General features: G+C 71.0%; 25 protein-coding genes. 12 read left to right on the top strand and 13 right to left on the bottom strand.

The genetic code is table 11. The features are described from left to right. Window positions 1–12 precede the first annotated feature (12 nt). On the top strand, window positions 13–708 hold the full coding sequence (locus tag O3438_RS03095; protein WP_269678477.1) for an alpha/beta fold hydrolase: 696 nt from the start codon (window positions 13–15) through the stop codon (window positions 706–708). Window positions 709–755: 47 nt separating this feature from the next. Here O3438_RS03095 and O3438_RS03090 read toward each other — a convergent pair whose 3' ends face one another. From O3438_RS03090 to O3438_RS03080, 3 genes are all read right to left on the bottom strand, one after another. Beyond that, on the bottom strand, window positions 756–2,021 hold the full coding sequence (locus O3438_RS03090) for an MFS transporter (RefSeq protein ID WP_269678476.1): 1,266 nt from the start codon (window positions 2,019–2,021) through the stop codon (window positions 756–758). Continuing rightward, entirely contained in the window at window positions 2,018–2,611 is a 594-nt protein-coding gene (locus O3438_RS03085; RefSeq protein ID WP_269678475.1) for an ArsR/SmtB family transcription factor, read from the bottom strand. The genes O3438_RS03090 and O3438_RS03085 overlap by 4 nt, the downstream gene beginning before the upstream one ends. A 64-nt stretch (window positions 2,612–2,675) precedes the next feature. Then, window positions 2,676–4,355: an LLM class flavin-dependent oxidoreductase gene (locus O3438_RS03080; protein ID WP_269678474.1), complete on the bottom strand. Its 1,680-nt coding sequence runs from the start codon at window positions 4,353–4,355 to the stop codon at window positions 2,676–2,678. A 114-nt stretch (window positions 4,356–4,469) separates the two neighbouring features. Here O3438_RS03080 and O3438_RS03075 point away from each other — a divergent pair, with 114 nt between their 5' ends. Then, a complete protein-coding gene (locus tag O3438_RS03075; protein ID WP_269678473.1) occupies window positions 4,470–5,045 on the top strand; it encodes a MarR family winged helix-turn-helix transcriptional regulator in 576 nt (191 codons plus the stop codon). 65 nt (window positions 5,046–5,110) lie between these two features. Here the strand turns inward: O3438_RS03075 and O3438_RS03070 are convergent, their stop codons facing one another. After that, the gene (locus tag O3438_RS03070) at window positions 5,111–6,622 is read right to left on the bottom strand and encodes a phosphoesterase (RefSeq protein WP_269678472.1); all 1,512 of its coding nucleotides are present in this window, start codon (window positions 6,620–6,622) and stop codon (window positions 5,111–5,113) included. A 125-nt stretch (window positions 6,623–6,747) separates the two neighbouring features. Continuing rightward, entirely contained in the window at window positions 6,748–7,407 is a 660-nt protein-coding gene (locus O3438_RS03065; RefSeq protein WP_269678471.1) for a hypothetical protein, read from the bottom strand. 432 nt (window positions 7,408–7,839) lie between these two features. Between O3438_RS03065 and O3438_RS03060 the strand changes: the two genes are divergently transcribed. Both O3438_RS03060 and O3438_RS03055 read left to right on the top strand, forming a co-directional pair. Further along, on the top strand, window positions 7,840–8,802 hold the full coding sequence (locus O3438_RS03060) for a helix-turn-helix transcriptional regulator (RefSeq protein WP_269678470.1): 963 nt from the start codon (window positions 7,840–7,842) through the stop codon (window positions 8,800–8,802). 47 nt (window positions 8,803–8,849) lie between these two features. Further along, window positions 8,850–9,503, top strand: coding sequence for a DUF6624 domain-containing protein (locus O3438_RS03055; RefSeq protein ID WP_269678469.1), 654 nt, complete (start codon window positions 8,850–8,852; stop codon window positions 9,501–9,503). Here the strand turns inward: O3438_RS03055 and O3438_RS03050 are convergent. Continuing rightward, window positions 9,500–9,895 carry a winged helix-turn-helix transcriptional regulator gene (locus tag O3438_RS03050; RefSeq protein WP_332367490.1) on the bottom strand — a complete coding sequence of 132 codons (396 nt, stop codon included), beginning with the start codon at window positions 9,893–9,895 and terminating at the stop codon, window positions 9,500–9,502. The two genes, O3438_RS03055 and O3438_RS03050, sit on opposite strands and share 4 nt — an antisense overlap. Window positions 9,896–9,991: 96 nt before the next feature. Between O3438_RS03050 and O3438_RS03045 the strand changes: the two genes are divergently transcribed. After that, window positions 9,992–10,849: an SDR family oxidoreductase gene (locus O3438_RS03045; protein ID WP_269678467.1), complete on the top strand. Its 858-nt coding sequence runs from the start codon at window positions 9,992–9,994 to the stop codon at window positions 10,847–10,849. Between the two features lie 113 nt (window positions 10,850–10,962). Here the strand turns inward: O3438_RS03045 and O3438_RS03040 are convergent, their stop codons facing one another. Further along, on the bottom strand, window positions 10,963–11,652 hold the full coding sequence (locus tag O3438_RS03040) for a TetR/AcrR family transcriptional regulator (RefSeq protein ID WP_269678466.1): 690 nt from the start codon (window positions 11,650–11,652) through the stop codon (window positions 10,963–10,965). A gap of 64 nt (window positions 11,653–11,716) precedes the next feature. Between O3438_RS03040 and O3438_RS03035 the strand changes: the two genes are divergently transcribed. The 5 genes from O3438_RS03035 to O3438_RS03015 all read left to right on the top strand — a co-directional run bounded on the left by O3438_RS03035 (window position 11,717) and on the right by O3438_RS03015 (window position 16,932). Then, window positions 11,717–12,550: an alpha/beta hydrolase gene (locus tag O3438_RS03035; protein WP_269678465.1), complete on the top strand. Its 834-nt coding sequence runs from the start codon at window positions 11,717–11,719 to the stop codon at window positions 12,548–12,550. A gap of 140 nt (window positions 12,551–12,690) precedes the next feature. Continuing rightward, window positions 12,691–13,632, top strand: a complete 942-nt coding sequence (locus O3438_RS03030; RefSeq protein ID WP_269678464.1) for an ion transporter — start codon at window positions 12,691–12,693, stop codon at window positions 13,630–13,632. Window positions 13,633–13,709: 77 nt separating this feature from the next. After that, window positions 13,710–14,879, top strand: a complete 1,170-nt coding sequence (locus O3438_RS03025; RefSeq protein WP_269678463.1) for an acyl-CoA dehydrogenase family protein — start codon at window positions 13,710–13,712, stop codon at window positions 14,877–14,879. Further along, on the top strand, window positions 14,879–15,724 hold the full coding sequence (locus O3438_RS03020) for a phosphate/phosphite/phosphonate ABC transporter substrate-binding protein (RefSeq protein WP_269678462.1): 846 nt from the start codon (window positions 14,879–14,881) through the stop codon (window positions 15,722–15,724). Before O3438_RS03025 ends, O3438_RS03020 begins: the two co-directional genes overlap by 1 nt. Further along, entirely contained in the window at window positions 15,721–16,932 is a 1,212-nt protein-coding gene (locus O3438_RS03015; RefSeq protein WP_269678461.1) for a ferritin-like domain-containing protein, read from the top strand. Before O3438_RS03020 ends, O3438_RS03015 begins: the two co-directional genes overlap by 4 nt. 49 nt (window positions 16,933–16,981) lie before the next feature. Here the strand turns inward: O3438_RS03015 and O3438_RS03010 are convergent, their stop codons facing one another. Further along, window positions 16,982–17,332: a DUF1330 domain-containing protein gene (locus O3438_RS03010; RefSeq protein ID WP_269678460.1), complete on the bottom strand. Its 351-nt coding sequence runs from the start codon at window positions 17,330–17,332 to the stop codon at window positions 16,982–16,984. Window positions 17,333–17,455: 123 nt separating this feature from the next. Continuing rightward, complete coding sequence (locus tag O3438_RS03005; protein ID WP_269678459.1) at window positions 17,456–18,046, bottom strand: TetR/AcrR family transcriptional regulator; 591 nt, start codon at window positions 18,044–18,046, stop codon at window positions 17,456–17,458. Between the two features lie 114 nt (window positions 18,047–18,160). Here O3438_RS03005 and O3438_RS03000 point away from each other — a divergent pair, with 114 nt between their 5' ends. Further along, entirely contained in the window at window positions 18,161–18,514 is a 354-nt protein-coding gene (locus tag O3438_RS03000; protein ID WP_269678458.1) for a TraR/DksA family transcriptional regulator, read from the top strand. A 14-nt stretch (window positions 18,515–18,528) separates the two neighbouring features. Here the strand turns inward: O3438_RS03000 and O3438_RS02995 are convergent, their stop codons facing one another. Both O3438_RS02995 and eno read right to left on the bottom strand, forming a co-directional pair. Further along, window positions 18,529–19,026 (bottom strand): GNAT family N-acetyltransferase, encoded by a 498-nt coding sequence (locus tag O3438_RS02995; RefSeq protein ID WP_269678457.1) that lies wholly within the window; start codon window positions 19,024–19,026, stop codon window positions 18,529–18,531. Window positions 19,027–19,208: 182 nt separating this feature from the next. Continuing rightward, a complete protein-coding gene (gene eno, locus O3438_RS02990) occupies window positions 19,209–20,474 on the bottom strand; it encodes a phosphopyruvate hydratase (protein ID WP_269678456.1) in 1,266 nt (421 codons plus the stop codon). A gap of 118 nt (window positions 20,475–20,592) precedes the next feature. On the opposite strand from eno, the gene O3438_RS02985 reads away from it, so the two are divergent. Then, window positions 20,593–21,507 (top strand): MerR family transcriptional regulator, encoded by a 915-nt coding sequence (locus tag O3438_RS02985; RefSeq protein ID WP_269678455.1) that lies wholly within the window; start codon window positions 20,593–20,595, stop codon window positions 21,505–21,507. Here O3438_RS02985 and O3438_RS02980 read toward each other — a convergent pair. Further along, window positions 21,504–22,499: a ribonucleotide-diphosphate reductase subunit beta gene (locus O3438_RS02980; RefSeq protein ID WP_269678454.1), complete on the bottom strand. Its 996-nt coding sequence runs from the start codon at window positions 22,497–22,499 to the stop codon at window positions 21,504–21,506. The two genes, O3438_RS02985 and O3438_RS02980, sit on opposite strands and share 4 nt — an antisense overlap. Before the next feature lie 41 nt (window positions 22,500–22,540). Then, window positions 22,541–24,895, bottom strand: a complete 2,355-nt coding sequence (locus O3438_RS02975; protein ID WP_269683551.1) for a ribonucleoside-diphosphate reductase subunit alpha — start codon at window positions 24,893–24,895, stop codon at window positions 22,541–22,543. Window positions 24,896–24,962 lie beyond the last annotated feature (67 nt).

Here is a 24,962-nt window from a genome sequence, read left to right as displayed (position 1 = left end):
AGGGTCCCGCCCATGGCTGAATTCGTGTTGGTGGCGGGGGCGTGGCTGGGGGCTTCGGCATGGGACGACGTGGTCGCGCCACTCCGGGCGGCCGGTCACGGCGCCCACGCGTTGACCCTGTGCGGTCTCGGTGACAGGCGGGGCATGCCCGCTGGTCAGCAGACCCACGTGCAGGACATCGTCGACGAGGTCGAGCGTCGCGACCTGCGCGACGTGGTGCTGGTCGGGCACAGCTACTCCGGCATCCCGGTGGGTCAGGCCGCCGAGCGCATCGGTGACCGGTTGACCACTGTGGTCTTCGTCGACGCGGAGGTGCCTGTCGACGGCGGGTCGTTCGCCTCCGGTTGGTGGCAGGGCCAGGAGGCGTTCGAAGCGCAGCTCACCGAGAACGGGGGTTACTGGCCACCGATCGGCGCGGCCGACCTCGACGGTCAGGGGCTCGCCGACGAGCAGGTCGCCCGCTTGGTCGAGGGCTCCGTGCCGCACCCGGGCGCCACGCTGACCGAACCGGCCGTGCTGACGCGGCCGCTGGGTGAGCTTCCGGCGACGTACATCAAGTGCCTGCTCGACGGGCCTGAGCCCAACGACACCGTGGCCACGCTGCTGGGCAGCGACACCTGGCGACTGGTCACGATGGACACCGGGCACTGGCCGATGTTCTCGCAGCCCACCGAGCTGGCCCGGATCCTGGCGGCGCAGGCTGACTGACTGGGTCGGGCGCCGTGAGTGACGCCGTGGTGCGAGCACCGACGGGGTCACGCAGTCTGGTCGTCCAGGGTTCTGATGTGGCGCACCGGCGACGCGAGCAGCCAGAGCACGGCGAGCACGCCACCCAGCCCGGCGATGGCCAGGGTGGGTCGCAGCCCGATGGTGGTGCCCAGCGCGCCACCGACCAACGCGCCGATCGGTCGGACGCCGTAGTTGACGGCGCTGTACGCCCCGGCCCGGCGTCCTCGCGCCTCGTCGGGTGTCACGGCGGTGAGCAGGGCGTTCAGGTTGACGTCCATCAACATCACACCGATGCTGGAGACCAGCTCGATGGCCGCCAGCATGGCCACCTTCGTCCAGGTGGGGCCCGTCACCAGTGCGGTCAGTGCCAGCGGTGCGGGAAAGAGCACCGCGCCGATCATGGCGGTACGCCCCAACCCGATGGTGCGGGAGATCCGTGGGGCGAGCCCCGCGCCGGCCAGGCCGCCGAGCGCGCCGAACCCGAGGGCGACACCGATCGCGCCGGCCGACAGGCCGAGGTCCCGGCTGGCGTAGAGCACCAGGAGCGCCCCGGCGATGAACGTGAAGAAGTTGACGGTACTGGTGCAGCCGAGGGCTGCCCGCAGCACCGGGTGCCGCAGCACCAGGACGAGCCCTTCGCGGACCAGACCGAGAGTGGACGTGTGGCGCGGCGGCGGAGGCTGCTCCGTCACCGGGATGCGGCGGAGCAGCAACGCCGAGCCGAGGAACGACACCGCGTCGACGAAGATCGCGACCGGCGCGCTGAGCGCCTGGACCAGCCCGCCGCCGACGGCTGGGCCGGCGATGAAGGACAGCGATCGGCTCATGCTGAGCTTGCTGTTCGCGTCCACGTACGCCGATCGCGGCACCAGGGCGACGAAGAAGGCCTGACGCGCCATGGCGAACAGCACCGCCCCGAAGCCGGTGAGCAGTGCCACCAGGTAGAGCTGGGCGAGGGTGATCGCGTCGAACAGGTACGCCACCGGCAGGCTGAGCAGCACCGCTGCGCGGACCAGGTCCGCGATGATCAGAAGCCGGCGCTTGTGGGTGCGCTGGTCAACCCACGCGCCGAGGAACAGGCCCAGCAGGTTGGGTAGCCAGATCAGCGCGGTGAGGACGCTGACCTGCACGGGCGTCGCGGTAAGCAGGGAGACCGCGATCAGCGGCAGCGCCAGTTCGCTGATCCGGTCGCCGAACTGGGAGATCGTCTCGCCGGCCCAGAAGGTGCGGAACCGTCGGTCGCGGTGCAGAGGCGGCGAGGGGTCGGTGACAGCGGCGGTGGTGGCGGTCATGACGTGGCCTGGTCGTCGCCGGACTCGGGCAGGAGGTAACGCAGCATCCGGACGCTTCGCGCGCCGTCCGGGGCCGACTCCTCCTTGCGCCGCACGTACGGAGCGAGCAGTTCCTCGATCGACTCCTCCAACTGCCGTAGCTCGTCGGCGGTGGCCACGAATCGGGTGTCGGCGACACCGGCCAGCCCGCGCCACTCGGCGTCGAGTCGGGGTTCGTCGCGCAGCAGCCACTGCTGGGGCACCTCGGCCCGCCGGGCGAACATCTCACCGCGCAGTTGCCGGCCGGCGGCCTGCCCCTCGGCGTCGTCGGGCAGGACGAAGCGGAAGCCACGGGCTGCTGCCTGCCACCAGCGTTCCCGCTTGCTGGTGGCGCCGTCCCAGTCGGTGACCAGGCCGAACGTCGCGAGGTGCCGCAGGTGCCAGCTGACCACCGACGGTGTGGCGCCGACGTGCGGTGAGAGCCCGGTCGCGGTGGTCGGGCCCTCCCGCTGGAGGTGTTCGAGGATGGCCAGCCGGACGGGGTGGGCCAACGCCCGCAGCGCCTGCGGCTCGTTGATCTCGAAGTCGCCGAACGGATTCTTGAGAGACATGTTTCGAAAGTACTCTCTCAGGTTTACCCCGGCAACCCCCTCCGCGCGCGACCGACCACGACGATCAGGCGATGCCCAACCGGGCCAGCGGCTCGACCAGCTCACGCTCCTCGTAGCTGAGGTGCGACAGCAGGGCGTCGGTCAGCAGGTCCACCGCCGCCCGCAGGTCGGCGAGCCCGTCCGGCGACCCGACGTACGCCACCAGGGCCCGGTCGACACCCTCCAACACGTCGTGGATGACGTGGTGCTCCTGCTCCAACCGGTCCACGACCGGGCCCAGCCGCGGGTCCTGCGCCCGCAGCCGAGGGAAGAACGACTGGTCCTCGATCGTGTGGTGGGTGGTGACGATGCGGCAGTACGACTCGCAGTAGACGCCCAGCGTCCACCGGTTCTGCCGCATGGTCATGGTGTTGATGTGCGACCGGGCCGCGCCGGCGTCGATCTCACCGGCCGCGACCTGTTCGATCAGGTCGTGGATCTGGGCCAGCTCGGCACGCAGCCCGTCGTGGATCTGCACCAGATGCGCACCGGTGGCCTGCTCCTGCGGGGTGTAGGTGCGATCCGGGTCGGGCGCCGGCCCGGTCGGTCGGGTCGACTCGTCCCAGACCTGCTGGTCGCTACGCCGTACGCCGTCGTCGGGGGTCGGCACCACCGCGAACGCGCCGCCGGTCACTGTCGCGCGGCTCGGCCGCGCCGCGGGGGCGGCAAACGGCTCCGCCGCCACGCCCCGACCGTCAGCCGCCGCGCCGCCGTCGCCCACTGCCGCACCCCGGTCGCGTCCGGCCGTGCCAGGATCGCGTGGGGCCGCGCCAGGAGCGCGTTCGGCCGCGTCCCGGGGGTGCTCGGGCACGCCCCGGTCGCGTTCGGCCGCGACCACCTCGCGGACGGCCGGGGCGACCTCCCCCGCAAAGCGGCGCAGGTCGTCGGGGTCGTCGCCGGCCAGGATGAAGGCGCTCACGCCCTCACCCAGGGCCAGCTCGGCCAACTCCCGCACCCACTGCTCGGTGGGCCCGTGCAACGGGCCACGACCGACGGCCGAGAACTGGCCGGCGATGTTGAGCAGCCGGCGCACGTCCCGGGGGGACCGGCCGGCCTCCTGCGCGGCGTCGTCGATGATCGCGTTGCCCTTGGTGAGGTCACCCGGCTGGAGGTAGCCCAGCGTGGGCAACCAACCATCGGCCCGCCGTCCGGTGAGCTGGAGCATCCGGGGCTTGTACGCCCCGAGCCAGATCGGCACCCGGTGCGCCGGAGCCGGACCGCGCTTGGCGCCCCGCACCCGGTGGAACTCGCCGTCGACACGAACACCGCCGCGGGTCTCGGTGTCCCACATCTGCCGGATGATCTCGATGGCTTCCTCCAGCGCGCGTACGCCCTGGCCGGGGGTCAGCCGTCGGCCACCCATCGCCTCGATGGCGTCCCAGAACGCTCCCGCGCCGAGGCCGAGGGTGATCCGACCGTCGCTGAGCAGGTCCAGGCTGGCCACGCTGCGGGCGAGCACCGCCGGTGGGCGCAGCGGCAGGTTCGTCACGTTCGCCGCCAGGTGCACCCGGTTGGTGCGGGCCGCCACGAAGCTGAGCAACGTCCAGGTGTCGAGGAACGCCGGTTGGTACGGGTGGTCCTGGAAGGTGACGAGGTCCAGACCGACCTGCTCGGTCAGCACCGCGAGGCCGACAGTGCGGTCCGGATCGCCGGCGCTAGGGGTGACGAAGAATCCGAAGACCAGGTCATGGCCGTAGTCGCTCATCTGCGAGCCTCCCGATTCACACGACGCGTCGGACGATGCGCCACGACCCAGACCTTATGCCAGCCAGAACATCTTCTGCCAACAAGGTCTGCGTCACTGCGCTATTGTCGAGTCATGACGGGTGCCACCCACCGGCCGGACCGGCCCGATCCGCTCGACGACGACCTGGGCTGGATGCTCGGGATCGTCTTCCGTGGCTACGTCCGGGCAGCCGACCACGCGCTCACCGACTTCCCCGGCGGTCCCCGCGGCTACCAGGTGCTCACCGCCGCGATCAACGGCCCAGCCCGCAACCAGGGGGCGATCGCCGAGGAACTCGGCCTCGATCGCACCGTCCTGACGTACCTCATCGACGACCTGGAACGGCCCGGGTTCGTCGCGCGTCGGGCGGACCCGGCAGACCGACGCAACCGGTTGGTCGACGTCACCGACGCCGGCCGCGCGGCCTGGGAGAAGCGGCGCTCCGCGCTACGGCAGGTCGAGTCGCACCTGCTGGGTGCGCTCACGCCGGCCGACGCGGCGACGCTGCGGGCACTGCTCCAACGGGTCGCCTGCTCGGCCCAGGCGGCGGACCCACTGCGTGACCTGTGCGAGGTGGTGGCGCAGGTGCAGCCGACGACGGATCGACCCGACGCCGCCTCCGGCCGGGTCAGGTCGACTCCGACGCCCCGAGCCCGCCGCCGCGCCTGACACCCGTCGGATACGGGTGGGTGCCGCTCGAGGGTCGACCGTCGAGCGGCACCGCTACCGCATTCTCAGCGCACGTGCACGAACACCGGGTTCGAGTAGAACCACAGGTCGTCCCACGGGCTCTCCAGCCCGTCGGCGAGCGGCTCGGCCTCGTCCGTGCTGGTGCCGCGAACCCGCGCGTAGGTGTCGGCCTCGACGTTGCGCAGGGTGTGCCGGATGACGTAGCTGTCGCCGTGCCGACGCCAGTCCCGCGGGCCGAACCGGGCCGCTACCTTGGTGGTGGGGTTGGTGTCGGCGTCCAGGCTGGCGCTCGGGCCGGTGATCTGGCCGACGATCAGGTCGACCCGGCGGACCTCGGGGCGGTCCCCGTTCGCGTTCACTCCGCCCAGCGGACGGAAGGTGATCTCGATCTCGACGTCGGTACGGCTCCGACGGCTGACCGTGATGGTCTGGCCCACCTCGGCGGTCTTGCCCTGGGACGTGGCGGTGACGTCAAGGCTGCGGATCAGGTCACCGGTGGTGACCCAGATCCGGCCGTTACGCAGACCGTCCATGATGTCCCCGTAGTCCTGACGGGCGTGCACGTACGTCTTGCTGTACTCGCCCGGCCAGAAGTCGGAGCCACCACGGGTCCAGTGCACGTGCGAGTCCGACGTCGCGGTGATCCACCAGCGCCGGCCCTCGCCGAGCAGCGAATCCCACAGCCCGCCGACCCGCGCGGTCATCTGGTCGAAGCCGCCGTAGGTCGGGTGGTTGCCGTACCCGCCACGCTTGCCGCCGTTGAGGGGGCCGGCCTGGTGGCCGGGCGCGCCCTCGAAGCCGATGTAGACGTCCGGCGCGGCGTTGTTGCCGTTGCGGAACTCGCGCGGGGTGTCCTGGCCGTAGACGCCCAGACCGGGTGCCGACCGGGACGCGTGGTGGGCGATCACCAGCGGCTTGTGGGGCATGCCCCGGGCCACCTTGAGGAACTCCACCATCTTCGCCTCGGTGTCCCGGGCCGGGTCGGTGGGGAACGCGTCGTACTTGGCGAACCGGCTCTCCAGCTCGAAGAGCTGCTTCGCCTCGTCGTCGTGGCGCGGGATCATCAGCGTGTGGTGGTCCAGCGACGGCGCGTCGAACTCCATCCCCCAGAACTGGAGCACCTCGGGGACCAGCTTGCGCGACCGCAGCAGGTCCGGGTACGCCTGCTCGATGTTCACCTTCGAGTGGGTCGGTCCGCCGTGGTCGGTGCACATCGCCCAGGTCAGGCCGAAGTTCTTCGCCATGATGGCGTTGGTGACGATCGGGTAGACCGCGTCCGCGCCCTTATGGAAGACGATCGGTGACTTCGTGGTGTCGAACTCGCCGCTGTACTCGGAGTGGATGTGGTGATCGCCGGCACGCCACGCCCGGTTCTTGGTGTTGCCCCGGCCGTCCTTGTCGTCGTCACCCGGCCTGCGGTCCTCGTCGGCCCACGCCGCGCTGGCACCGACCAGGGGGCTGGCCGCAGCCAGTGTCGCGCCGACGCCCGCGTACTTGACCAGCTTGCGCCGTGACAACTGCGCCTGCTCGGTCTCTTCGGCTTGCTTGTCTCTCACGTGAGAGCCTCTCCTCGATCAAGCGATTGCTCTTTCGATCAAGGAGCCTTGAAGAGCGGGGTTAACGCCCGCCGTACGGGATGCGTGTCCACGATGAACACCCTGCCCAGTCAGGGTGCCAGCCGTCAGATCCGGGCGCGGGGCAGCCAGCCGAGGAACCGGTGCCGCACCCGGGGCAGCGGCAGCGTGGGCAGGTCCTGGGCTGCGGCGACGAGGCAGGAGCCGAGGTAGACCGCGAGGGCGGCGCGCGCTCCACCGAACTCGGCGAGCAGTTGGCTCTGCTTCGTGGCGCAGGGCCACTCCCGACCGCATCCGGTGCAGGTCCAGCTCGGCGGGCTGGGAAGGTGCTCCGGCAGTTTCACCCGGCGGTACCGGCCGACGACGCTGTTGTCCGAACGCACGTCGCGTCGCCGCGGCGCGGGCCCCGCGTTGCGGTGCGTGGGGCGGGCAGCGGGAAGGTAGCGCCCGACGGTGCCGAGGAGCACTCCGACGCGGATGAGCGCGTCCGGCCCGACGTGCTGGGCCAGCAACGCGGTCATCAGGTAGTGCCCCAGAAGGTCGAAGGCGTCGCGGTGGAGACGCAGTTCGCGGCACAGGTCGACGAAGTCCGGCGTGGTCAACGGCACCCGGTCGTCGAGCGCGCGGCGCAGCACCTCGCGCAGAGCGCCGCCGAGGCGCTGCACCGCGTCGCCCTCGCCCAGCCCCAGGCTGTCCTCGTCGGCAACCCGGGCCAGCGCTTCGGCCACCGCCAGTCGAACGACGCGTTCAGGGTCAGTACTGTCCAACGCTCATCCCTCCGTGGGCCCGACCCACGGGCGTGGACCCATTCGTCTGGCCACCGCCCGGGGTGATCGTGAATAACATTTCGTTGTCGGCCGCACGGGTGGCTAGGACAGCAGGCGTAGAACGACGTCAGGCGTTAGTCGGAAAGCGAAGTCGGCCTACCGACACGCGGCAGCGAATCGCGGGACGCCGCAGCCGCGGTTGTCGTATGGTGATATTCCCATCGACAGATATTGCATCCCCTTAGCCGCCCTACGGTCTGGTCATTTCCGACTCCCCGACCGGTCGCTGCCGTCCCGCTCGCGACGTCTCACCCACCGCACCGCCGGCCACGACGTGCCGGGTCACCGCCGAACACCCCGGCACGTCCCGATCCCGCCACCGGCACCGTTTCGTCCACCGGCGGCACCCGCACCGGACGGAGGCAGCAGCGGATGACGTCAACACCAGTGCACACACACCAGTTCGACAGCCACGACCCGGTGGCCATCCACCAGTTCCTGTCCGCGACGTACGACCCGAAACTGCGTGTCCAGAGCAGGAACGGTTACCAACTCAGCCATCACCGCGTCGACGCCGGTCCGTTCGCCATCGCGACCACGCGCCAGAACGGCCATCTGGACATCGACGCCAGCACACTCCGCGGTCTCGTCATCGGCCGCACCCGCACCGCGCGGGTCGATCGCGCCTGCCACGGACCGGCCGACCGTTTCGGGCCCGGTGACGTCTTTCTCGTCACCAGGCCGGAGGAGCCGTGCCGCGTCCAGTGGCATCCCGGCGAAGTGGAACTCTGCGTGCTGGACCTGTCGGTCCTGGCGCAGGTGGCCACCACCGCGCCGACCCGGCGGCCCGGTCCGATCCGATTCACCGACCTGGGCCCCGCCAGCGCGGCACTCGCCCGCCAGTGGCACAACACCACCAGCTTCGTCAGTGGCGTGGTGCTGAACAGCCCGGCCGCCGGAACGCAACCGCTGGTGATCGGCAACGCCGCGCGCATGCTCGCCGCGGCGGCGCTCACCGTCTTTCCCAACACCGCCTTCACCGAGCCCACCATCGGTGACCGGCACGACGCCAGCACCACCACGCTGCGGCGGGCCATCGCCTTTCTGGAGGAGCACGCAGACCAGGACATCAGCGCAGCCGACATCGCCGCCGCGGCCCGGGTCTCCCTGCGGGCGGTGCAACTCGCCTTCCGCCGCCACCTCGGCACCACGCCGACGGCGTACCTACGGCGAATCCGCCTCGACCGGGCACACCATGACCTGGTGCGGGCCGATCCGCACCAGGAGACCGTCTCGGCGATCGCCAGTCGGTGGGGCTTCGCCAGCCACAGCAGGTTCACGGCCCGCTACCACGCGAGCTACGGCGTACCGCCGCGCGAGACGCTGCACGCCTGAGGACTGGCCTCTTGTGAGCCGACCACTGCCGGACGACAATCGTCGACGTGAGGGTCCCCCCGCAGGTCACGTTGCCGCTGGTCACACTGATGGCCCTCGCAGCCTGCGGCACCTCGTCGAACCCGACCGCCGACCCGCCGACCAATGCGCCGACGGCACCCCCCAGCGCAGGCCCGCCGGCCGCCGTCCGCTCCCCAGCGGCCTTCGACAAGGCGCTGCACGACGAGTTGGTCGCGATGCTGGACCGTGACCAGGCCGATCGTGGGGGCACACCGCAGACCGAGTCCGACCAGGCCCGCACCGCACGGTTGAAGGACATCATCGGCACCCACGGCTGGCCGACCTTCGCGCTGGTCGGCGAGGACGGCGCCAACGCCGCGTGGGCCATCGCCCAACACTCCGACCTGGACCCGGCCTTCCAACAGGAGGCCCTGGTTCTGCTGCGCGCGGCGGTCGCCAGCCGCCAGGCGTCGCCGGGCAACCTGGCCTATCTCGAGGACCGGGTCGCGGTGGGCAGGGGCGAGCCTCAGGTGTACGGCACACAGGTCCGCTGCGGTCCGGACGGACCTTCCCCGACGACCCCGATCACGGACGAGCCGGGTGTCGAGCGGCGTCGGGCCGAGGCGGGTCTGCCCACCCTGACCAGCTACCTGGCCGAGATGACCACGATCTGCGCGCAGGACAACCAGGGCACGCCCTAGCTCCGGTCGCGCTCGCGGGTGTCGCGGGCGGCCTGCACCTCGGGCACCGAGGCCTCCAACAGGTCGGCGAGCCCGCGTAGCTGGTCGGCGACCCGGGCGCCGAGGGGCGTCAGCGAGTATTCGACGCGGGGCGGGATCGCGGTGAGCACCTCGCGGGTCAGCATTCCGTCGCGTTCGAGTGTCTGCAGGGTCTGGGAGAGCATCCGCTCGCTGACCCCGTCGATCCGGCGGCGCAGGGCGTTGAACCGGTAGCGACCCTCGCCGAGCGCCAACAGCGCCAGCGAGGCCCACTTCGAGGTCACGTCCTCGAAGGCCGCCCGGGAGGTGCACCCTCGGGCGAAGACATCGCTGACGAATTCCTGGGTAGGCCCCGCCGGGTCCTGGACGGGCATGTCGCTCACCTCACCAGCCTACCTTACGGTTACTCGAAGATAGTGCTGTAGATTCGTAAGTGCATGCAGATTAGACACCACCTTTCGGAGGTTCCCATGCCCACCTATGCCGTGACCGGCGCCACCGGCCGCCTGGGCCGCCTCGTGGTCGGGCAGCTGCTCGACAGCGGCGTACCGGCCGCCGAGATCGCCGCTGTCGTCCGCAGCCCGGAGAAGGCCGCCGACCTGGCCGCGCGCGGGGTCGAGATCCGCCAGGCCAACTACGACGATCCGTCGACACTGCCCGGCGCCGTGGCCGGCGTACGCCGGCTGCTGCTCATCTCCGGCGACACCCCCGGTCAGCGCGTCCCGCAGCACACCGCGGTCATCGACGCCGCCAAGCTCGCCGGGGTCGAACGGCTGATCTACACCAGCATCCTGAAGGCGGACACCACCACGAACCCCCTCGCCCCGGAGCACAAGGCCACCGAGGAGGTCCTCGCCGCGTCCGGCCTGACCTACACCGTGCTGCGCAACGGCTGGTACACCGAGAACTACACCGACCAGCTGCCGCAGTACCTGGGGTCCGGCACCATCCTCGGCGCCACCGGCGGCAGCAAGATCTCCGCCGCGACCCGGGCCGACTACGCGGCGGCGGCCGTGGCGGCGCTGACCCGCGAGGAGGACGGCAACGCCGTCTACGAGCTGGGCGGCACCCCGTTCACCTTCGACGAGCTCGCCGAGGCCGTCACGGAGGTGACCGGCACCCCGGTCGTCCACCGGGACCTGTCCGCCGCCGAGCTGGCCTCGGCCCTGGAGAACGTCGGCCTCGACGCGGGCACGGCCGGATTCGTCGCCGCGCTCGACAACTCGATCGCCATCGGCGAGCTGGTGACCGACAGCGACGACCTCAGCCGGCTGACCGGGCGGCCGAGCACCCCGCTGCGGGACGCGATCCGGGCCGCGCAGGCCTGATCTGATCGTCGTCCACGCTGATTCCGGGCGGGTGACGGGCAGACGCCCGTCGCCCGCCCGGACCCACCCGTCCTCGTCGTGGGTCGACCGACACCGCCGGTACGCCGATCAGGTCAGCCCGCCTCGGTCGACCCGGCGAGCAGCAGACCGGTCAGCAGACCGCGCAGGGTCCGCTCGACGAGGTCGGCCCGGGGCGCCGGCTCGGAGGGCTGGCGGAACGCCGCGACCAGGTGCGGGTACGCCGCGAGGTCGGCCCCGGCGAGGCTGAACGCCCCGGCGGCGGGCTCGCGACGGGCGAAGAGGCTCACCACGCCGGTCATCATCGCGATGGCCTCGAACTTGGCCGCGACGGGGCAGCGTACGGGCTCCAGGACCCGGATGCAGTTGTCGAACCAGGCCAGGCTCTCCGGGCCGACCCCGGATGGCCGGTGGATCACGTCGCGCAGCCACGGGTGGGCGCCGAACAACGCCAACTGTCGACGTCCCAGCAGCACCATCGTGTCCAACCAGCCGCCGTCCGCCTGCGGGTACGGGCGCAACTCCCCCACCGCCCGGTCGGTCATCAGGTCGAGCAGGTCGTCACGGGACGACAGGTACCGGTAGAGGGATCCGGCCCCCGTGCCGAGCGCACCGGCCACGGCGCGCATCGACACCGCGGCCAGCCCTTCGGCGTCGGCCAGGGCGATGGCGGCCGCGACGATGGCGTCCCGACTGTGCGCCGGAGTGGGTCCACGGGTGCCGCGTTCCGGCCTGCTCCAGATCGACTGCCGGTCGGGGCCGGCACTGGCGGGTGCGTCGCTCACCGATCTACTGTAAACTGCAAACGTCGTTCGCAGTTGTTGTCGGTGTCGGAAGGATGGGCCAACCATGGAGCAGGTCAGGGCACGGGACGGCGCGACGATCGTGCTGCATTCCACGGGGGCGGGGCCGGGGATCGTCGTGGTGCACGGCGGCGGCACGACGATCGGCGTCTACCGACGGCTGGCCCGGGCGCTCGCCGACCGCTTCACCGTGCACCTCTACAACCGACGCGGGCGGGCCGACGCGCCGCCGAGGTCGATGCCCTACACCGCCGACCAGGAAATCGACGATCTCGCCGCCGTGCTGGAGCACACCGGGTCGGGCAACGTCATCGGCCACAGCAGCGGAGGGTTCCTGGCCCTCGAAGCCGCACTCCGACTGCCGATCGACCGGCTCGCCCTCTACGATGCCGCGATCTCGGTCGACGGCAGCTTCCCGTCGGCGTGGCTGCCGTCCGCGCGGGCGGCAGCGGAGGCTGGTGACACCGCCAGGAGCCTCGCCATCACGACCGCCGGGATCAACTCGCACATGGCGGCGGGGAAACTCCCGCTCGGCGTCCGGATCGCCATCATCCGCGCCTTCCTGCGTACGTCGATCGGCCGCACCATGGGCGATCTGCTGCCGACCACACTGGAGGAGACGGCCCTGATCCTGGCGCACGACGCCCCGGCCACCCGGTGGGCCGGGGTGAGCGCCGAGGTGCTGCTGGCCTGCGGCGCCGACGGTCCGCCGTACTACGTGGACCAGAACGCCGCGCTGGCCCACGCGCTGCCGCACGCCCGAACGCTGACGATTCCGCGCAGCGGCCACGACGCCATCAACCGGGCGCACCCGAGGATCGTCGACCCGCTCGCCGAGTTCTTCGGAGCGCCGGTGACGCCGGAGCGGGCGCGTCACTGACGAGCGGCGCACGATCGCGCACCGTCATTGATCTTGGCTAGGCTGGTGGGCATGCCCGCACACCAGCCGCACCGCCACGACGACGGCCGGAGGTGGGCCCCCGCCACCGCCCCGGCGCGCCCGATCGAACCGGCCGGTCGGTGAGCGACGCACCCGCACCCGCCCAGCGAGGCGGGCCGGCCACGGCCCCACCTGACCGAACCGGTTGGGCCGCCCGCTGCGCCCGACTCTCCCGGTCGCGGCCCTTCGAGATCGCCATCGTCGTGGTCATCCTCGCCAACGGAATCGTGCTGGGCCTGGAGACGTACGACGACCTCAGCCCGGCGGGCACGGCTCTGCACTGGCTGGAGTTGTTCTTCCGCGCCGTCTTCGTCGTCGAGATCGGCATCCGACTCGCCGCATACGGCAGGCGTCCGCAGGACTTCTTCCGGCACGCCTGGAACGTCTTCGACTTCGTGGTGATCGCCGCCATGTTCATACCGGGCCTGCACGGCGACCCGGCACTGCTGCGGGTCGTGCGGGTCGCCCGCATGGTGCGGCTGGTGCGGTTCTCGCCGGGTCTGCGGACCATCGTCTCCGCGCTGTGGCGCAGCCTGCCCGGCGTCACCGGCTTCCTCGCCCTGGCGGTGGTGACGCTCTACGTGTACGGAATGGCCGGCTGGTTGATCTTCGGTAACAGGTATCCGGAGGAGTACGGCGACATCGGCCGGTCGTTGCTGACGTTGTTCGTGCTGCTGTCGCTGGAGACACTGCCGGACCTCATCGAGCAGGGCATGGCCATCTCGCCGTGGACGCTGCTGTACTACGTCAGCTACGTCGTCATCACCGTCAACCTGCTGCTCAACATCCTCATCGCCGTCATCGTCAACTCGATGGAGGAGGCACGCCGGTTGGAGATGACCGAGCGGCTGGCCCCCGACTACGACGAGGACGGCGACGGCGTACCGGACGAGGTGGACCGCATCGCGCTGACCCAACGGCTGGACGACCTGCGGGCGGTCATCGCCGAGTTGGAACGGGAGTTGCGGATCGACCGGGAGGACGGGCACGGCCGGCCGCACGGCGCCCGCGCCAGACGGTGATCCGACACTCGCGCTGCGTACTTCAGTTCGGATAGTGTCGGCGGCGGTCCCACCGCTTCGGCCGAAGGGGCACCAGCATGACGTCCACTGTCGACAGTGCGCGATCCACCAGCGACGTCGCCGACACGCTCGGCGCCGTCATCGACGAGGTGATCCGGCCGCAGGCGCCGTCGGTCGACCGGGAGGGCGTCTTCCCCCGGTCGGGTGTCGACGCTCTCGCCGCAGCCGGCCTGCTCGGTCTGGCCTCCTCCACCGAGGTCGGTGGCGGCGGCCACGGCATGCGGACCGTCGCCGAGGTCGTCGAGCGGCTGGCCGCCGAGTGCGGCTCCACAGCGATGGTGGTGCTCATGCACTACGCGGCGACCGCCGTGATCGAGGCGCACGGCCCGCGCGAGGTCCGCGCGGCCATCGCGACCGGCGGCCACCTCACCACCCTGGCCTTCTCCGAGTACGGGTCACGCAGCCACTTCTGGTCGCCGACCGGCACCGCGACCGTCACCGACGACGGCAGCGTCCGCCTCGACGCCCGCAAGAGCTGGGTCACCTCTGCCGGCGAGGCCACCAGCTACGTCTGGTCGAGCCTCCCACTGTCCGGCGACGCCGGCCCGATGACGCTGTGGCTCGTGCCGGCCGACAGTGCCGGCCTCACCGTGAGCGGGAGCTTCGACGGGCTCGGCCTGCGCGGCAACGGTTCCCGGCCGATGACCGCCGACGGGCTGCGGGTCCCGCCGACGGCGATGATGGCTGCCGACGGGGCGGGGCTGGACACCGCGCTCGGCACGGTCCTGCCCTGGTTCCTGGTGCTCAACGCCGCGTTCTGTCTCGGCCTCGCCGACAGCGCGGTCGCCGAGGCGGGCCGGCACCTCACCGCGACCACGCTCACCCACACCGGTGCCGCCCTGCGCGATGCGCCGGTCACCCGCCGCGACCTCGCCCGACTGATGATCCGCACCGATGCGCTGCGCGCCTTCCTGGGTGACACCCTCACCGCACTGGAGACGGGCCGTGCCGACGCGATGCTGCGCGTGCTGCAGGTCAAGGCGCTCGCCGGGGAGACTGTCGCCGAGGTGACCGACGGCGCGATGCAGCTCTGCGGTGGCAGCGCGTTCCGCAAGGAGCTGGGCCTTGAGCGTCGCTTCCGCGACTCGCGTGCGGCCCGGGTGATGGCACCCACCTCCGACGCCCTGTACGACTTCGTCGGGCGGGTCGCCACCGGTCTGCCACTGCTCGACGAGGCGAATCGCTGATGTCGACGCCCGGCGTCCTGATGGGCGCGGTCGCGTACGACCCCAAGGTCGTGACCATCTGGGAGGGTTTCCGCGCCTGGCTGCGCGGCCGTGGCCTGGACTTCGACTTCGTCCTCTACTCGCACTACGAACGCCAGGTCGAGGATATCGTCGCCGGGCGGATCGACGCGGCGTGGAACTCTCCCCTGGCCTGGCTACGCGCCGAACGACTGGCGACCGCCAACGGCACGAGGGTGCGCGCGTTGACGATGCGCGACACCGACCAGGACCTCACCTCGGTCGTGGTGGTCCGGGCCGACTCACCGGTGCGCAGCACCGCCGACCTGCACGGGCTGACGGTCGCGGTCGGAGCGGTGGACAGCCCTCAGGCGACGTTGATTCCGCTGGGTCACCTCGCGGCGGCCGGGGTCGCTGTCGACATACGTCGCTTCGATGTCGGCGTCGGCCTGCACGGCGACCACATCGGCGGTGAGCGCGACGCCGCCCGTGCCCTGACGGCCGGTGAGGTCGACGCCGCCTGCATGATCGACGCCAACCACCTGGCGTTCGTCCGGGAGGGCACCCTGCCGCCCGACGGCACCCGGATCATCGCGCAGACCACACCGTACGACCACTGCAACATGACGGTCCGCGAACCGGAGTCCGCCGGGGTCCGGCTCTTCGGCACGCTGCTGCTCGGCATGTCGTACGCCGATCCGCAGGTACGCCCGCTGCTCGACCTGGAGGGGCTGACGGCCTGGAAGGACGGCCGGACCACGGGGTACGACGCCCTGGCCAGCGCTGTCGACGCCAGCGGTTTCTACTCCCCCGACGGGCGGGTGACGGCCACGGACTACCGGCCGTGAGCGCGACACCGGTCGCCGAGGTCGACCTCGGTGACCTCGGTTTCGGCCGGGGCGCGCACCTGCTCGTGCAACGCGCCCTGACCGGGCTGCCGCCCGGCGGCCGGTTGGCCGTCTCCGGCCGCGACCCGGCGTTGCGCGTACACCTGCCCGCCTGGTGTCGTGGTCGGGGCCATCGGGTCGAGTCGCCCGAGCGTGACGACCGGAGCGACCTGGTCGCGGTGATCGTGCGGGGCAAGGCGGACGACGACCGTTGGTTCGGCGCGGAGCGGGCCGGGCCGGCCCTGCCGACGGCGCTCAGCAGTCGCCCGCCGGCGCGGTGGGGGCTGGGTGCCCGGGGCGCGCTGCTCGAATCCGGTGGCCCCGAGGCCCGATTCGATCTGGACGACCGTGACCTGGTGTGGGCCGACGTCGCTCCGCACCTCTACGCCCAGGCGGCGGCGCGGCAGTGGGACCCGCAGACCGCGGTGCCGTGGGACGACACGTTCGCGCTGCCGGCCGACGTGGAGGCCGCTGTGGTGCAGGTGATGACCTACCTGGTCGAGAACGAGCAGGCAGCTCTCGTCGTGCCGGCCCGGTTCGTGGGGCGCATCCACCCGCACTTCCGGGAGGTGGTGCAACTCCTCGCCGTGCAGATGGCCGACGAGGCCCGACACATGGAGGTCTTCAGCCGGCGGGCGCTGCTGCGCGGCACCGAAATGGGCACGTCGTCGGCCGGCGGCCGGCAGTCGCTCTTCACGCTCGTCGCGGAGTCCGACTTCGCGCTGGCCTCGTTCCTGCTCTCCGTGCTCGGGGAGGGCAGCTTCGTCGACCTGCTCTCGTTCCTGCACGAGAACGCGCCGGACCCGGTGACGCGCCGGATCTGTTGGCTCGCCATGCAGGACGAGCGCCGGCACGTGGTGTTCGGCATGGCCCACCTGGAGCATCAGGCACGGCTCGACCCGATGGTGCGCGACCGGCTGCGGGCGGCCATCCACCGTCGCCACGACGCGCTCGCCGACACCGCCGGCCTCAACGCGGATGTCTTCGACGCGCTGGTGGTGCTCGCCGCGGGTGGATGGCACCCCGACGACGTGGCCGCCGGCTTCGACCGGGTGCAGGCTCTGCAACAGGCGATGGACCAGGGCCGTCAGCGCCGGCTGGTACGCCTGGGTTTCCGGCCCGACGAGGCTGCCGCGCTGTCGGCCCTGCACACCCGTAACTTCATGTAGGCGCGGCCCCCGCGCCCGACGTCTCGTCCGCGGGGGCCGAGGTCCGGCGTCACTGGCCGAGCAGGGTCCGGATCTGCTGGGCGTAGCCGGCCACCGTGAACTCCGGGCTGACCGAGTCCACCAGGATCAGGTCGTTGATCGTGTGTGCGGTGCGCAGCGACAGGATCGCCTGGTACTCGGGCGAGTTGTACCAGGCCTTCGCCGTCTCCGCGTCCGGGAACTCGATCAGCACGACGGAGCCGGGCCAGGCGCCCTCGATGACCTGCACCTGGGCGTCGACGGCGAGCCACTTGGCGCCGTACGCCTCGGTGGTGGCCTGGACCTGCTCCAGGTACCGCAGGGACTCCTCGGTGGGCACGCCGCCGGGGATACGCAGGTGGTTGATCAGGTAGGTGCTCATGTCGGACTCCTCAGTGCGGTTGGTGGGCCTGCCGGCCGAAGGCGTACGACCGGTCGTCTTATAATGGGCAGGAACCGAGGCTCAGGTACGACGCCCCTCGCCCCAGCTGGTGATCGACAGGGATCAGGTGAGGATCCGCGTCGTGGTGATCGCGAAGAACTCCCGCAGGGCATCCGGGTTGCCGGAAGCCTTCGCCCGCGCCGCCGCCCCCTCGTAGCCGGAGACCACGAAGCCGGCGAGGTCGCGGGCCGGTTCGTCGCCGTGCAGCTCGTCGGCGGCGCGTGCCTGTTCGATCGCTTCGCTGAGTGCGGCGACCCACCGACCGAAGCCGGCGTCGACGGCGGCGCGTAGGACGTCACTGTGCGCGGGGATCTCGCTGGCGAAGTTGCCGAGCAGGCAGCCCCGGTCACCCATGGTGTCGCCGAGGCCGGTGATGTAGCGAAGGTGGTTGACGATCCGCTCGCGCGGTGTGCCGCTCTGCTTCTCGTCGAGCATCTCCAGCCCCATCGCCGCGGAGTATCTCGCCACCGAGTCGAGGGCGAGGTCCTCCTTGCTGGCGAAGTGGTTGTAGAAGGTGCCCTTGGGCGCTCCGGCGGCGGCGACGATGTCCTGGACGCTCGTGCCGTTGTAGCCGCGCAGGTGGAACAGGTCCAACGCGGCGTCGGACAACCGTTGCCGCGTCCCGGCGGAGGCTGGCGACTTCGATCGTGCCATGACGGGCTCCTTCCGCTGACGGTTCCGGCTTGCTGACACCGCAAACGATATGACCGGTCGTCTCGGAATGCAAATACTGTGACCGCCGTCATTCGGCAGTACCGTGGAACGGCCATGGACAGGAACTCCGCCGCGATCCGCGAGGAACTACTGCGGCTGCGCCAGCAGACCGAGGCGCAGGTCGCCGCCCTCGACGGCGACCTGCGCAGCCTCTTCGAAGCGTCCCGGGCGTCGAACGCCGACGACGAGCACGACCCCGAGGGCGCCACCATCGCCTTCGAACGCGCACAGCTCACCGCCGTCCTGGACGCCGCCCGCCGCCGCCTCGCGGAGCTGGACGTCGCGCTGCGACGGGTCGAAGACGGCAGCTACGGGGTGTGTGAACGGTGCCGTCGTCCCATTCCCGCCGAGCGACTGGTCGCCCGCCCGTCGGCGCGCACCTGCGTGGCCTGCGCGAGCCGACGCTGACAGCCCTGGGCCGGTCAGGTGATGGTGGGACTGCGCCGCTCCAGCAGGACCACGTCACGCCAGCGTCCGTGGTGACGACCGACCCGTTCGCGTACGCCGACGACACGGAACCCAGCCCGCTGATGGAGTGCCAGGCTGGCGGTGTTCTCCGGGAAGATTCCGGACTGGATCGTCCAGATGCCGGCTGCCTCGGTGGAGGCGATCAGCACGTCCAGTAGCAGCCGACCGGCACCACGGCCCTGGGCAGCCGGGTCCACGTAGACGGAGTGTTCGACCACACCGGCGTACACCTTTCGGGTGGAGGTCGGCGAGACCGCGACCCAGCCGAGGACCGCGCCGACGCGGTCGACGGCCACGAAGCGGTGCGCGGTCAGGCGCGCGGCGTCGAACGCCGCCCACGTCGGCGCGGTGACCTCGAAGCTGGCGTTGCCGGCGTCGAGGCCGGCCTGGTAGATCTCCAGGACCCGACCGGCGTCGCCGTCGGCCATGGGCCGCACCGTGATGTCGCTCATCTCTGGGCGCAGCGACGGGCGCTGGGCTGGCCGCCATCGCGGGTGTGCTGACGAGCGGTATACCTCAGAGTCATCATCATGATGACTCTGAGGTATACCGCCTACCACCGCGTCCCTCCCCACAAGGTGCCCGACGGCTGGCGGCCGTCGCGCCAGTGCCGCATCCGCGCGGTGCGGCGATGTCAGCGACTCCCGGCGTAGACGGCGCGGTCGCCGAGCTCCTCCTCGATGCGGATGAGCTGGTTGTACTTGGCGGTGCGGTCCGAACGCGACAGCGAGCCGGTCTTGATCTGGCCACAGCCCACGCCCACGGCCAGGTCGGCGATGGTGGTGTCCTCGGTCTCGCCGGAGCGGTGTGACATCACCACCCGGTACCCCGCCTTGTGGGCGGCGTCCACCGTCGCGAGGGTCTCGGTGAGTGTGCCGATCTGGTTGACCTTGACCAGGATCGCGTTGGCGTAACCACCCTCGATGCCGTCGCGCAACCGGTCGACGTCCGTGCAGAAGACATCGTCGCCGACCAACTGCACCCGATCCCCCGCCAGTGCCGTCAGCCGCTGCCAGCCGGCGATGTCGTCCTCCGCCATCGGGTCCTCGATCGAGCTGATCGGGTACCGGGCGGCCAGGTCCACCAGGTGGTCGATGTGCTCATCCACGGTGCGCTGACGCCCCTCGCCGACGTAGTCGTAGACGCCGTCGCGGTAGAACTCCGAGCTGGCCGGGTCGAGGCAGATCGCCACCTCGGTCCCCGGCTGGTAGCCGGCGTCCTCGACGGCGCGCACCACGAAGCGCAGCGCCTCGTCGGCGGTCGAGAAGTTCGGCGCGAACCCGCCCTCGTCGCCCACGTTGGTCTGGTGACCGGCAGCGGCCAGGGACGCCTTCAGGGTGTGGAAGACCTCCGAGCCGACCCGGACCGCCTCGGCGAAGGTCCGTGCCCCGACCGGGGCGATCATGAACTCCTGGAAGTCCAGCGGGTTGTCGGCGTGCGCGCCGCCGTTGACGATGTTCATCATCGGCACCGGCAGCAGGCGGGCACCGACGCCGCCGACGTAGCGGTAGAGCGGCTGCCGGTGAGCCGACGCCGCTGCCTTCGCCGTCGCCAGGGACACCGCGAGGATCGCGTTGGCGCCCAGTCGACCCTTGTCCTTCGAGCCGTCGAGATCGATCATCGTCTCGTCGATCAGCGCCTGGTCCTCGGCGTCGAGCCCGATCACCGCGTCGGCGATCTCGCCGTTGACGGCGGCGACAGCAGTCGTCACACCCTTGCCGTGGAAGCGGGCCGGGTCCCCGTCGCGCAGCTCGACCGCCTCGTTCGCGCCGGTCGACGCACCGGACGGTACGGCCGCCCGGCCGACCGAGCCGTCGCCGAGTTCCACGTCGGCCTCGACGGTCGGGTTGCCCCGGCTGTCGAGGATCTGCCGCGCACGCACACGATTGATCACCGTCATCACACACTCCCTGGTCACACTGCCTTTTCGCCGCCAGACTGGCAGGAAACGGCGATCCTGGCACCGCGACGATGGACACGTTGACCCGTACCCCAGGGTGCGGGTTTAGGGTCGCGGGATGCGGGTGGGTGAGCTGGCACGACGGACCGGGACGACGGTCCGGGCACTGCGCTACTACGAGTCGGCGGGGCTGGTCGTGCCCCGGCGGCTCGGCAACGGCTACCGCGAGTACGACCCGATCGCGGTGCGACTGGTGGCGCAGATCCGCGAGCTGATGGCCCTCGGCCTCACCGTCGAGGAGACCCGCCCGTTCGTCGAGTCGATCGCCGGTGGCGCCGACGACACCGACGTGTGCGCGGCGGCGGTGGCGACGTACCGCAGCACCATCACCACCCTCCAGGAGCGGATCGGCAGGCTGACCGCCCAGCGGGACGCGCTGGACGCACGCCTGGACGCGGCGGCGACCCAGGTCGTACCCGGCGGTGGCGAGGTCGGCGGCGACCCCGCCGCGTTGGTCGGCACCAGCCTGCCGTCGCTGTCCTTCTACGGCACCGACGGCCGCCCGGTCGACCTCGGCGCGCTCGGCGTCGGACGCACCGTCATCTTCGTGTACCCACTGACCGGACGGCCGGGCGTCGACCTGCCGAACGGGCTGCTGGAGGTCCACGGCGCCCGGGGCAGCACCGAGCAGGCCGCCTGGTTCCGTGACCACCACGCGGAACTCCGCGCGGCCGGCGCCGCCCGGGTGTACGGCCTCTCCGCGCAGTCGACCGGGTACCAGCGGGAACTGGCGTACCGGTTGCGGCTGCCCTACCCGCTGATCCCCGACCCGAGGCTGACCCTGGCCGACGCGCTGCGCCTGCCGACCCGCACCGCTGGTGACATGACGCTCTACGAGCGGCTGACCCTGATCATCGCCGACGGCGTGGTGGAACACGTCTTCCACCCGATTCCGGACCCGGCGTCGCACCCCCTGCACGTGATGCGGTGGCTCACCAAGCGACGCCAGGCCCCGGGATCGGTTGCCGCCTAGAAGTCGTCGTCGAAGGCGACAGTGCCGGTCACCCCGACCTGGTACGCCGACACCCGCCGCTCGAAGAAGTTGGACAGCTCCTGCACGTCCTGCAACTCCATGAATGCGAACGGGTTGCCGGACCCGTACTGCGGGGCGATGCCGAGCTGGGCGAGTCGGCGGTCGGCGACGTGCTGGAGGTACTCCCGCATGTCGGCCAACGTCAGGCCGGGCACGCCCTGGCCCACCAGGTCCTCGGCGAACTGCACCTCACACTCGACGGCCTCGGTGAGCATCTGCCGCACCTGCTCGGCGAGGTCGTCGTCGAACAGGTCCGGCTCCTCGGCGCGAACGGTGTCCACGACGTCGAACGCGAACGCCATGTGCATGCTCTCGTCGCGGAACACCCAGTTGGTGCCGGAGGCGAGGCCGTGCAGCAGGCCACGGGAGCGCAGGAAGTAGACGTACGCGAACGCGCCGTAGAAGAACAGCCCCTCAATGCAGGCGGCGAAGCAGATCAGGTTGAGCAGGAACGCTCGCCGGTCCTCGCGCGAGCGCAGCTCCCGAAGGTCACCCAGGGAGTCGATCCAGCGGAAGCAGAACTCCGCCTTGCGGCGGATCGAGGGGATGTTCTCGATCGCGGCGAAGGCCTCGAACCGCTCGGTCTCGTCGGGCACGTACGTGTCGAGCAGGTTGAGATAGAACTGGACGTGCACCGCCTCCTCGAACAGTTGCCGGGACAGGTAGAGGCGACCCTCGGGGCTGTTCACGTGCTGGTACAGGTTGAGCACCAGGTTGTTCGCGACGATCGTGTCGCCGGTGGCGAAGAACGCCACCAGGCGGCTGACCAGATGCCGCTCGGCCGGGGACAGTTTGTCCAGGTCGGCAAGGTCGGCGTGCAGGTCGACCTCCTCGACCGTCCAGGTGTTGCGGATGGCGTCGCGGAAGCGGTCGAAGAAGTGCGGGTAGCGCATCGGGCGGAGGGTGAGGTCCATCCCGGGGTCGAGCAGCATGTGCGTGGTCCTCGTCTCGGAGGTGATGGGGTGGGCGGCGCTCACTGGCAGGCCTCGCACGACTCGGGGTTCTCCAGCGAGCAGGCCAGCGCCTCCGCGTCGAGGGCGACGGGCGCGAGGGCGAGGGGCGCGAGGGCCGCGGGCACGGGCGCGACGGCGCTGACGGTGGCCTGCTGGATCCGCGTCGCGGGGCGCGAGCGCAGGTAGTAGGTGGTCTTCAGCCCGGCCTTCCAGGCGTACAGGTACATCGAGGAGAGCTTGCCGATGGTCGGTGCGGCCAGGAACAGGTTCAGCGACTGGGACTGGTCGATGAACGGGGCACGGGCGGCGGCGAGGTCGATCAGCGCCCGCTGCGGCAGCTCCCACGCGGTGCGGAACAACTCCCGGACGCCGGCCGGCAGCTCGGCGATGTCCTGCACCGACCCCTCGGCCCGCTTGATCGCCGACCGGATCCGGTCGGTCCACAGACCACGGGCCTTCAGCTCGCGGACCAGAGCGGTGTTGACCTGGAGGAACTCCCCGGACAATGTCTCGCGCTTGAACAGGTTCGACACCTGCGGCTCGATGCACTCGTAGCACCCGGCGATCGAGGCGATGGTGGCGGTCGGGGCGACGGCCACCAGCAGCGAGTTACGCAGCCCGTGCGCCGCGACCCGCTCCCGCAGGGCGTCCCACCGCGCGGTCTGCGTACCCTCGACACCCCACAGGTCGGGCTGCAACTGACCCCGCGCGGCCCGGGTCTGCGGGTACGTCGGGTGCGCGCCGTACTGTCGGGCCAGGTCGGCGGAGGTCTCCAGCGCGGTCAGGTACAGCTCCTCGCTGACCCGGGTGGACAGCTCCCGCGCGGCGGGCGAGTCGAACGGCAGCCGCAGTGCGAAGAAGACGTCCTGCAGGCCCATCAGCCCGAGCCCGACCGGCCGCCAGCGGGGGTTGCTCGCCGCAGCCTGCGTGGTCGGGTAGTAGTTGATGTCGATGACCCGGTCGAGGAAGGTCACCGCGGTACGCACCGTGGCGCGCAGCCGCTCCCAGTCGATGTCACCGTCGACGAGGTGGGCGGCGAGGTTCACCGAGCCGAGGTTGCACACGGCGGTCTCGGCGTCGCTGGACACCTCGACGATCTCGGTGCAGAGGTTGGACAGGTGCACCACGTTGCCCGGTTCGGCGGTCTGGTTGCACAGCCGGTTCGACGCGTCCTTGAAGGTCATCCACCCGTTGCCGGTCTGCGCCAGGGTGCGCATCATCTTCCCGTACAGCTCCCGCGCCGGGACCTGCCGGACGTAGCGGCCCTGCGCCTCGGCCTCGCGGTACGCGGCGTCGAACCGTTCTCCCCACAGGTCGGGCAGCTCGGGCACCTCGTGCGGGTCGAACAGCGACCACATCTCGTCGGCCTCGACGCGGCGCATGAACTCGTCCGGCACCCAGTTGGCCAGGTTCAGGTTGTGGGTGCGGCGGGCGTCCTCGCCGGTGTTGTCCCGCAGCTGCAGGAACTCCTCGATGTCCGGGTGCCACGGCTCCAGGTAGACGCACGCCGCGCCCTTGCGCCGGCCGCCCTGGTTGACCGCCGCGACGCTCGCGTCCAACGTGCGCAGCCACGGCACGATCCCGTTGGACTGCCCGTTGGTGCCGCGGATCAACGCGCCTCGGGAGCGGACCCGGGAGTACGCGATGCCGATGCCGCCGGCGAACTTGGACAGGTTGGCGACTTGGGCGTACCGGGCGTAGATCGAGTCCAACTCGTCGAGCGGTGAGTCGACCAGGTAGCAGGAGGACATCTGGGTGTGCCGGGTGCCGGAGTTGAACAGCGTCGGTGAGCTGGGCAGGTACGCCAGGCTGGACATCAACCGGTAGAAGCCGACCGCCTCGTCCGGCGTACGGGACAGGCCACAGGCCACCCGCAGCAGCCAGTACTGCGGGGTCTCCAGCACGAACCGGCTGGTGGGGTGGCGCAGCAGGTACCTGTCGTAGACAGTGCGGAGGCCGAAGTACTCGAACCGCCGGTCGCCGTCCGGGTCGACGGCATCGTCGAGCACCGCGGCGTGCGTGGCGACGAACGCGGCGGTGTCGTCTCCGATCAGGCCCTCGGTGTGGCCGGTCCGGATCGCCGCGCTGAACGAGGCCATGCCCTGCCGACGCACCTCCTTGTCGACGTAGCCGGCGAGCAGCCGGGCGGCGAGGCGCGAGTACTGCGGTTCCTCACCGATCATCTCGGCCGCGGTCTGAATGGACAGCCGGTCCAGTTCGGCTGTCGTCGCGCCGTCGTACAGGCCGCTGATCGTGCGGGTGGCGACGCGCATCGGGTCGACGTCGGTCAGGTCGTCGGCCCACCGCTCGACCGCCCGGACGATCTTGTTCACGTCCACGGGTTCGGTGCCGCCGTCGCGCTTGCGGACCTGCATCGGCGTCCGCCGCAGTGCCGCGTCGGCGCCGGCCGGGACTACCTCGGTGACTGTCACCACTCGCTCC

Source organism: Micromonospora sp. WMMC250 (genome assembly GCF_027460215.1).
Taxonomy (GTDB): domain Bacteria; phylum Actinomycetota; class Actinomycetes; order Mycobacteriales; family Micromonosporaceae; genus Micromonospora; species Micromonospora taraxaci.
This window is presented reverse-complemented; position numbering and strand designations above follow the sequence as displayed.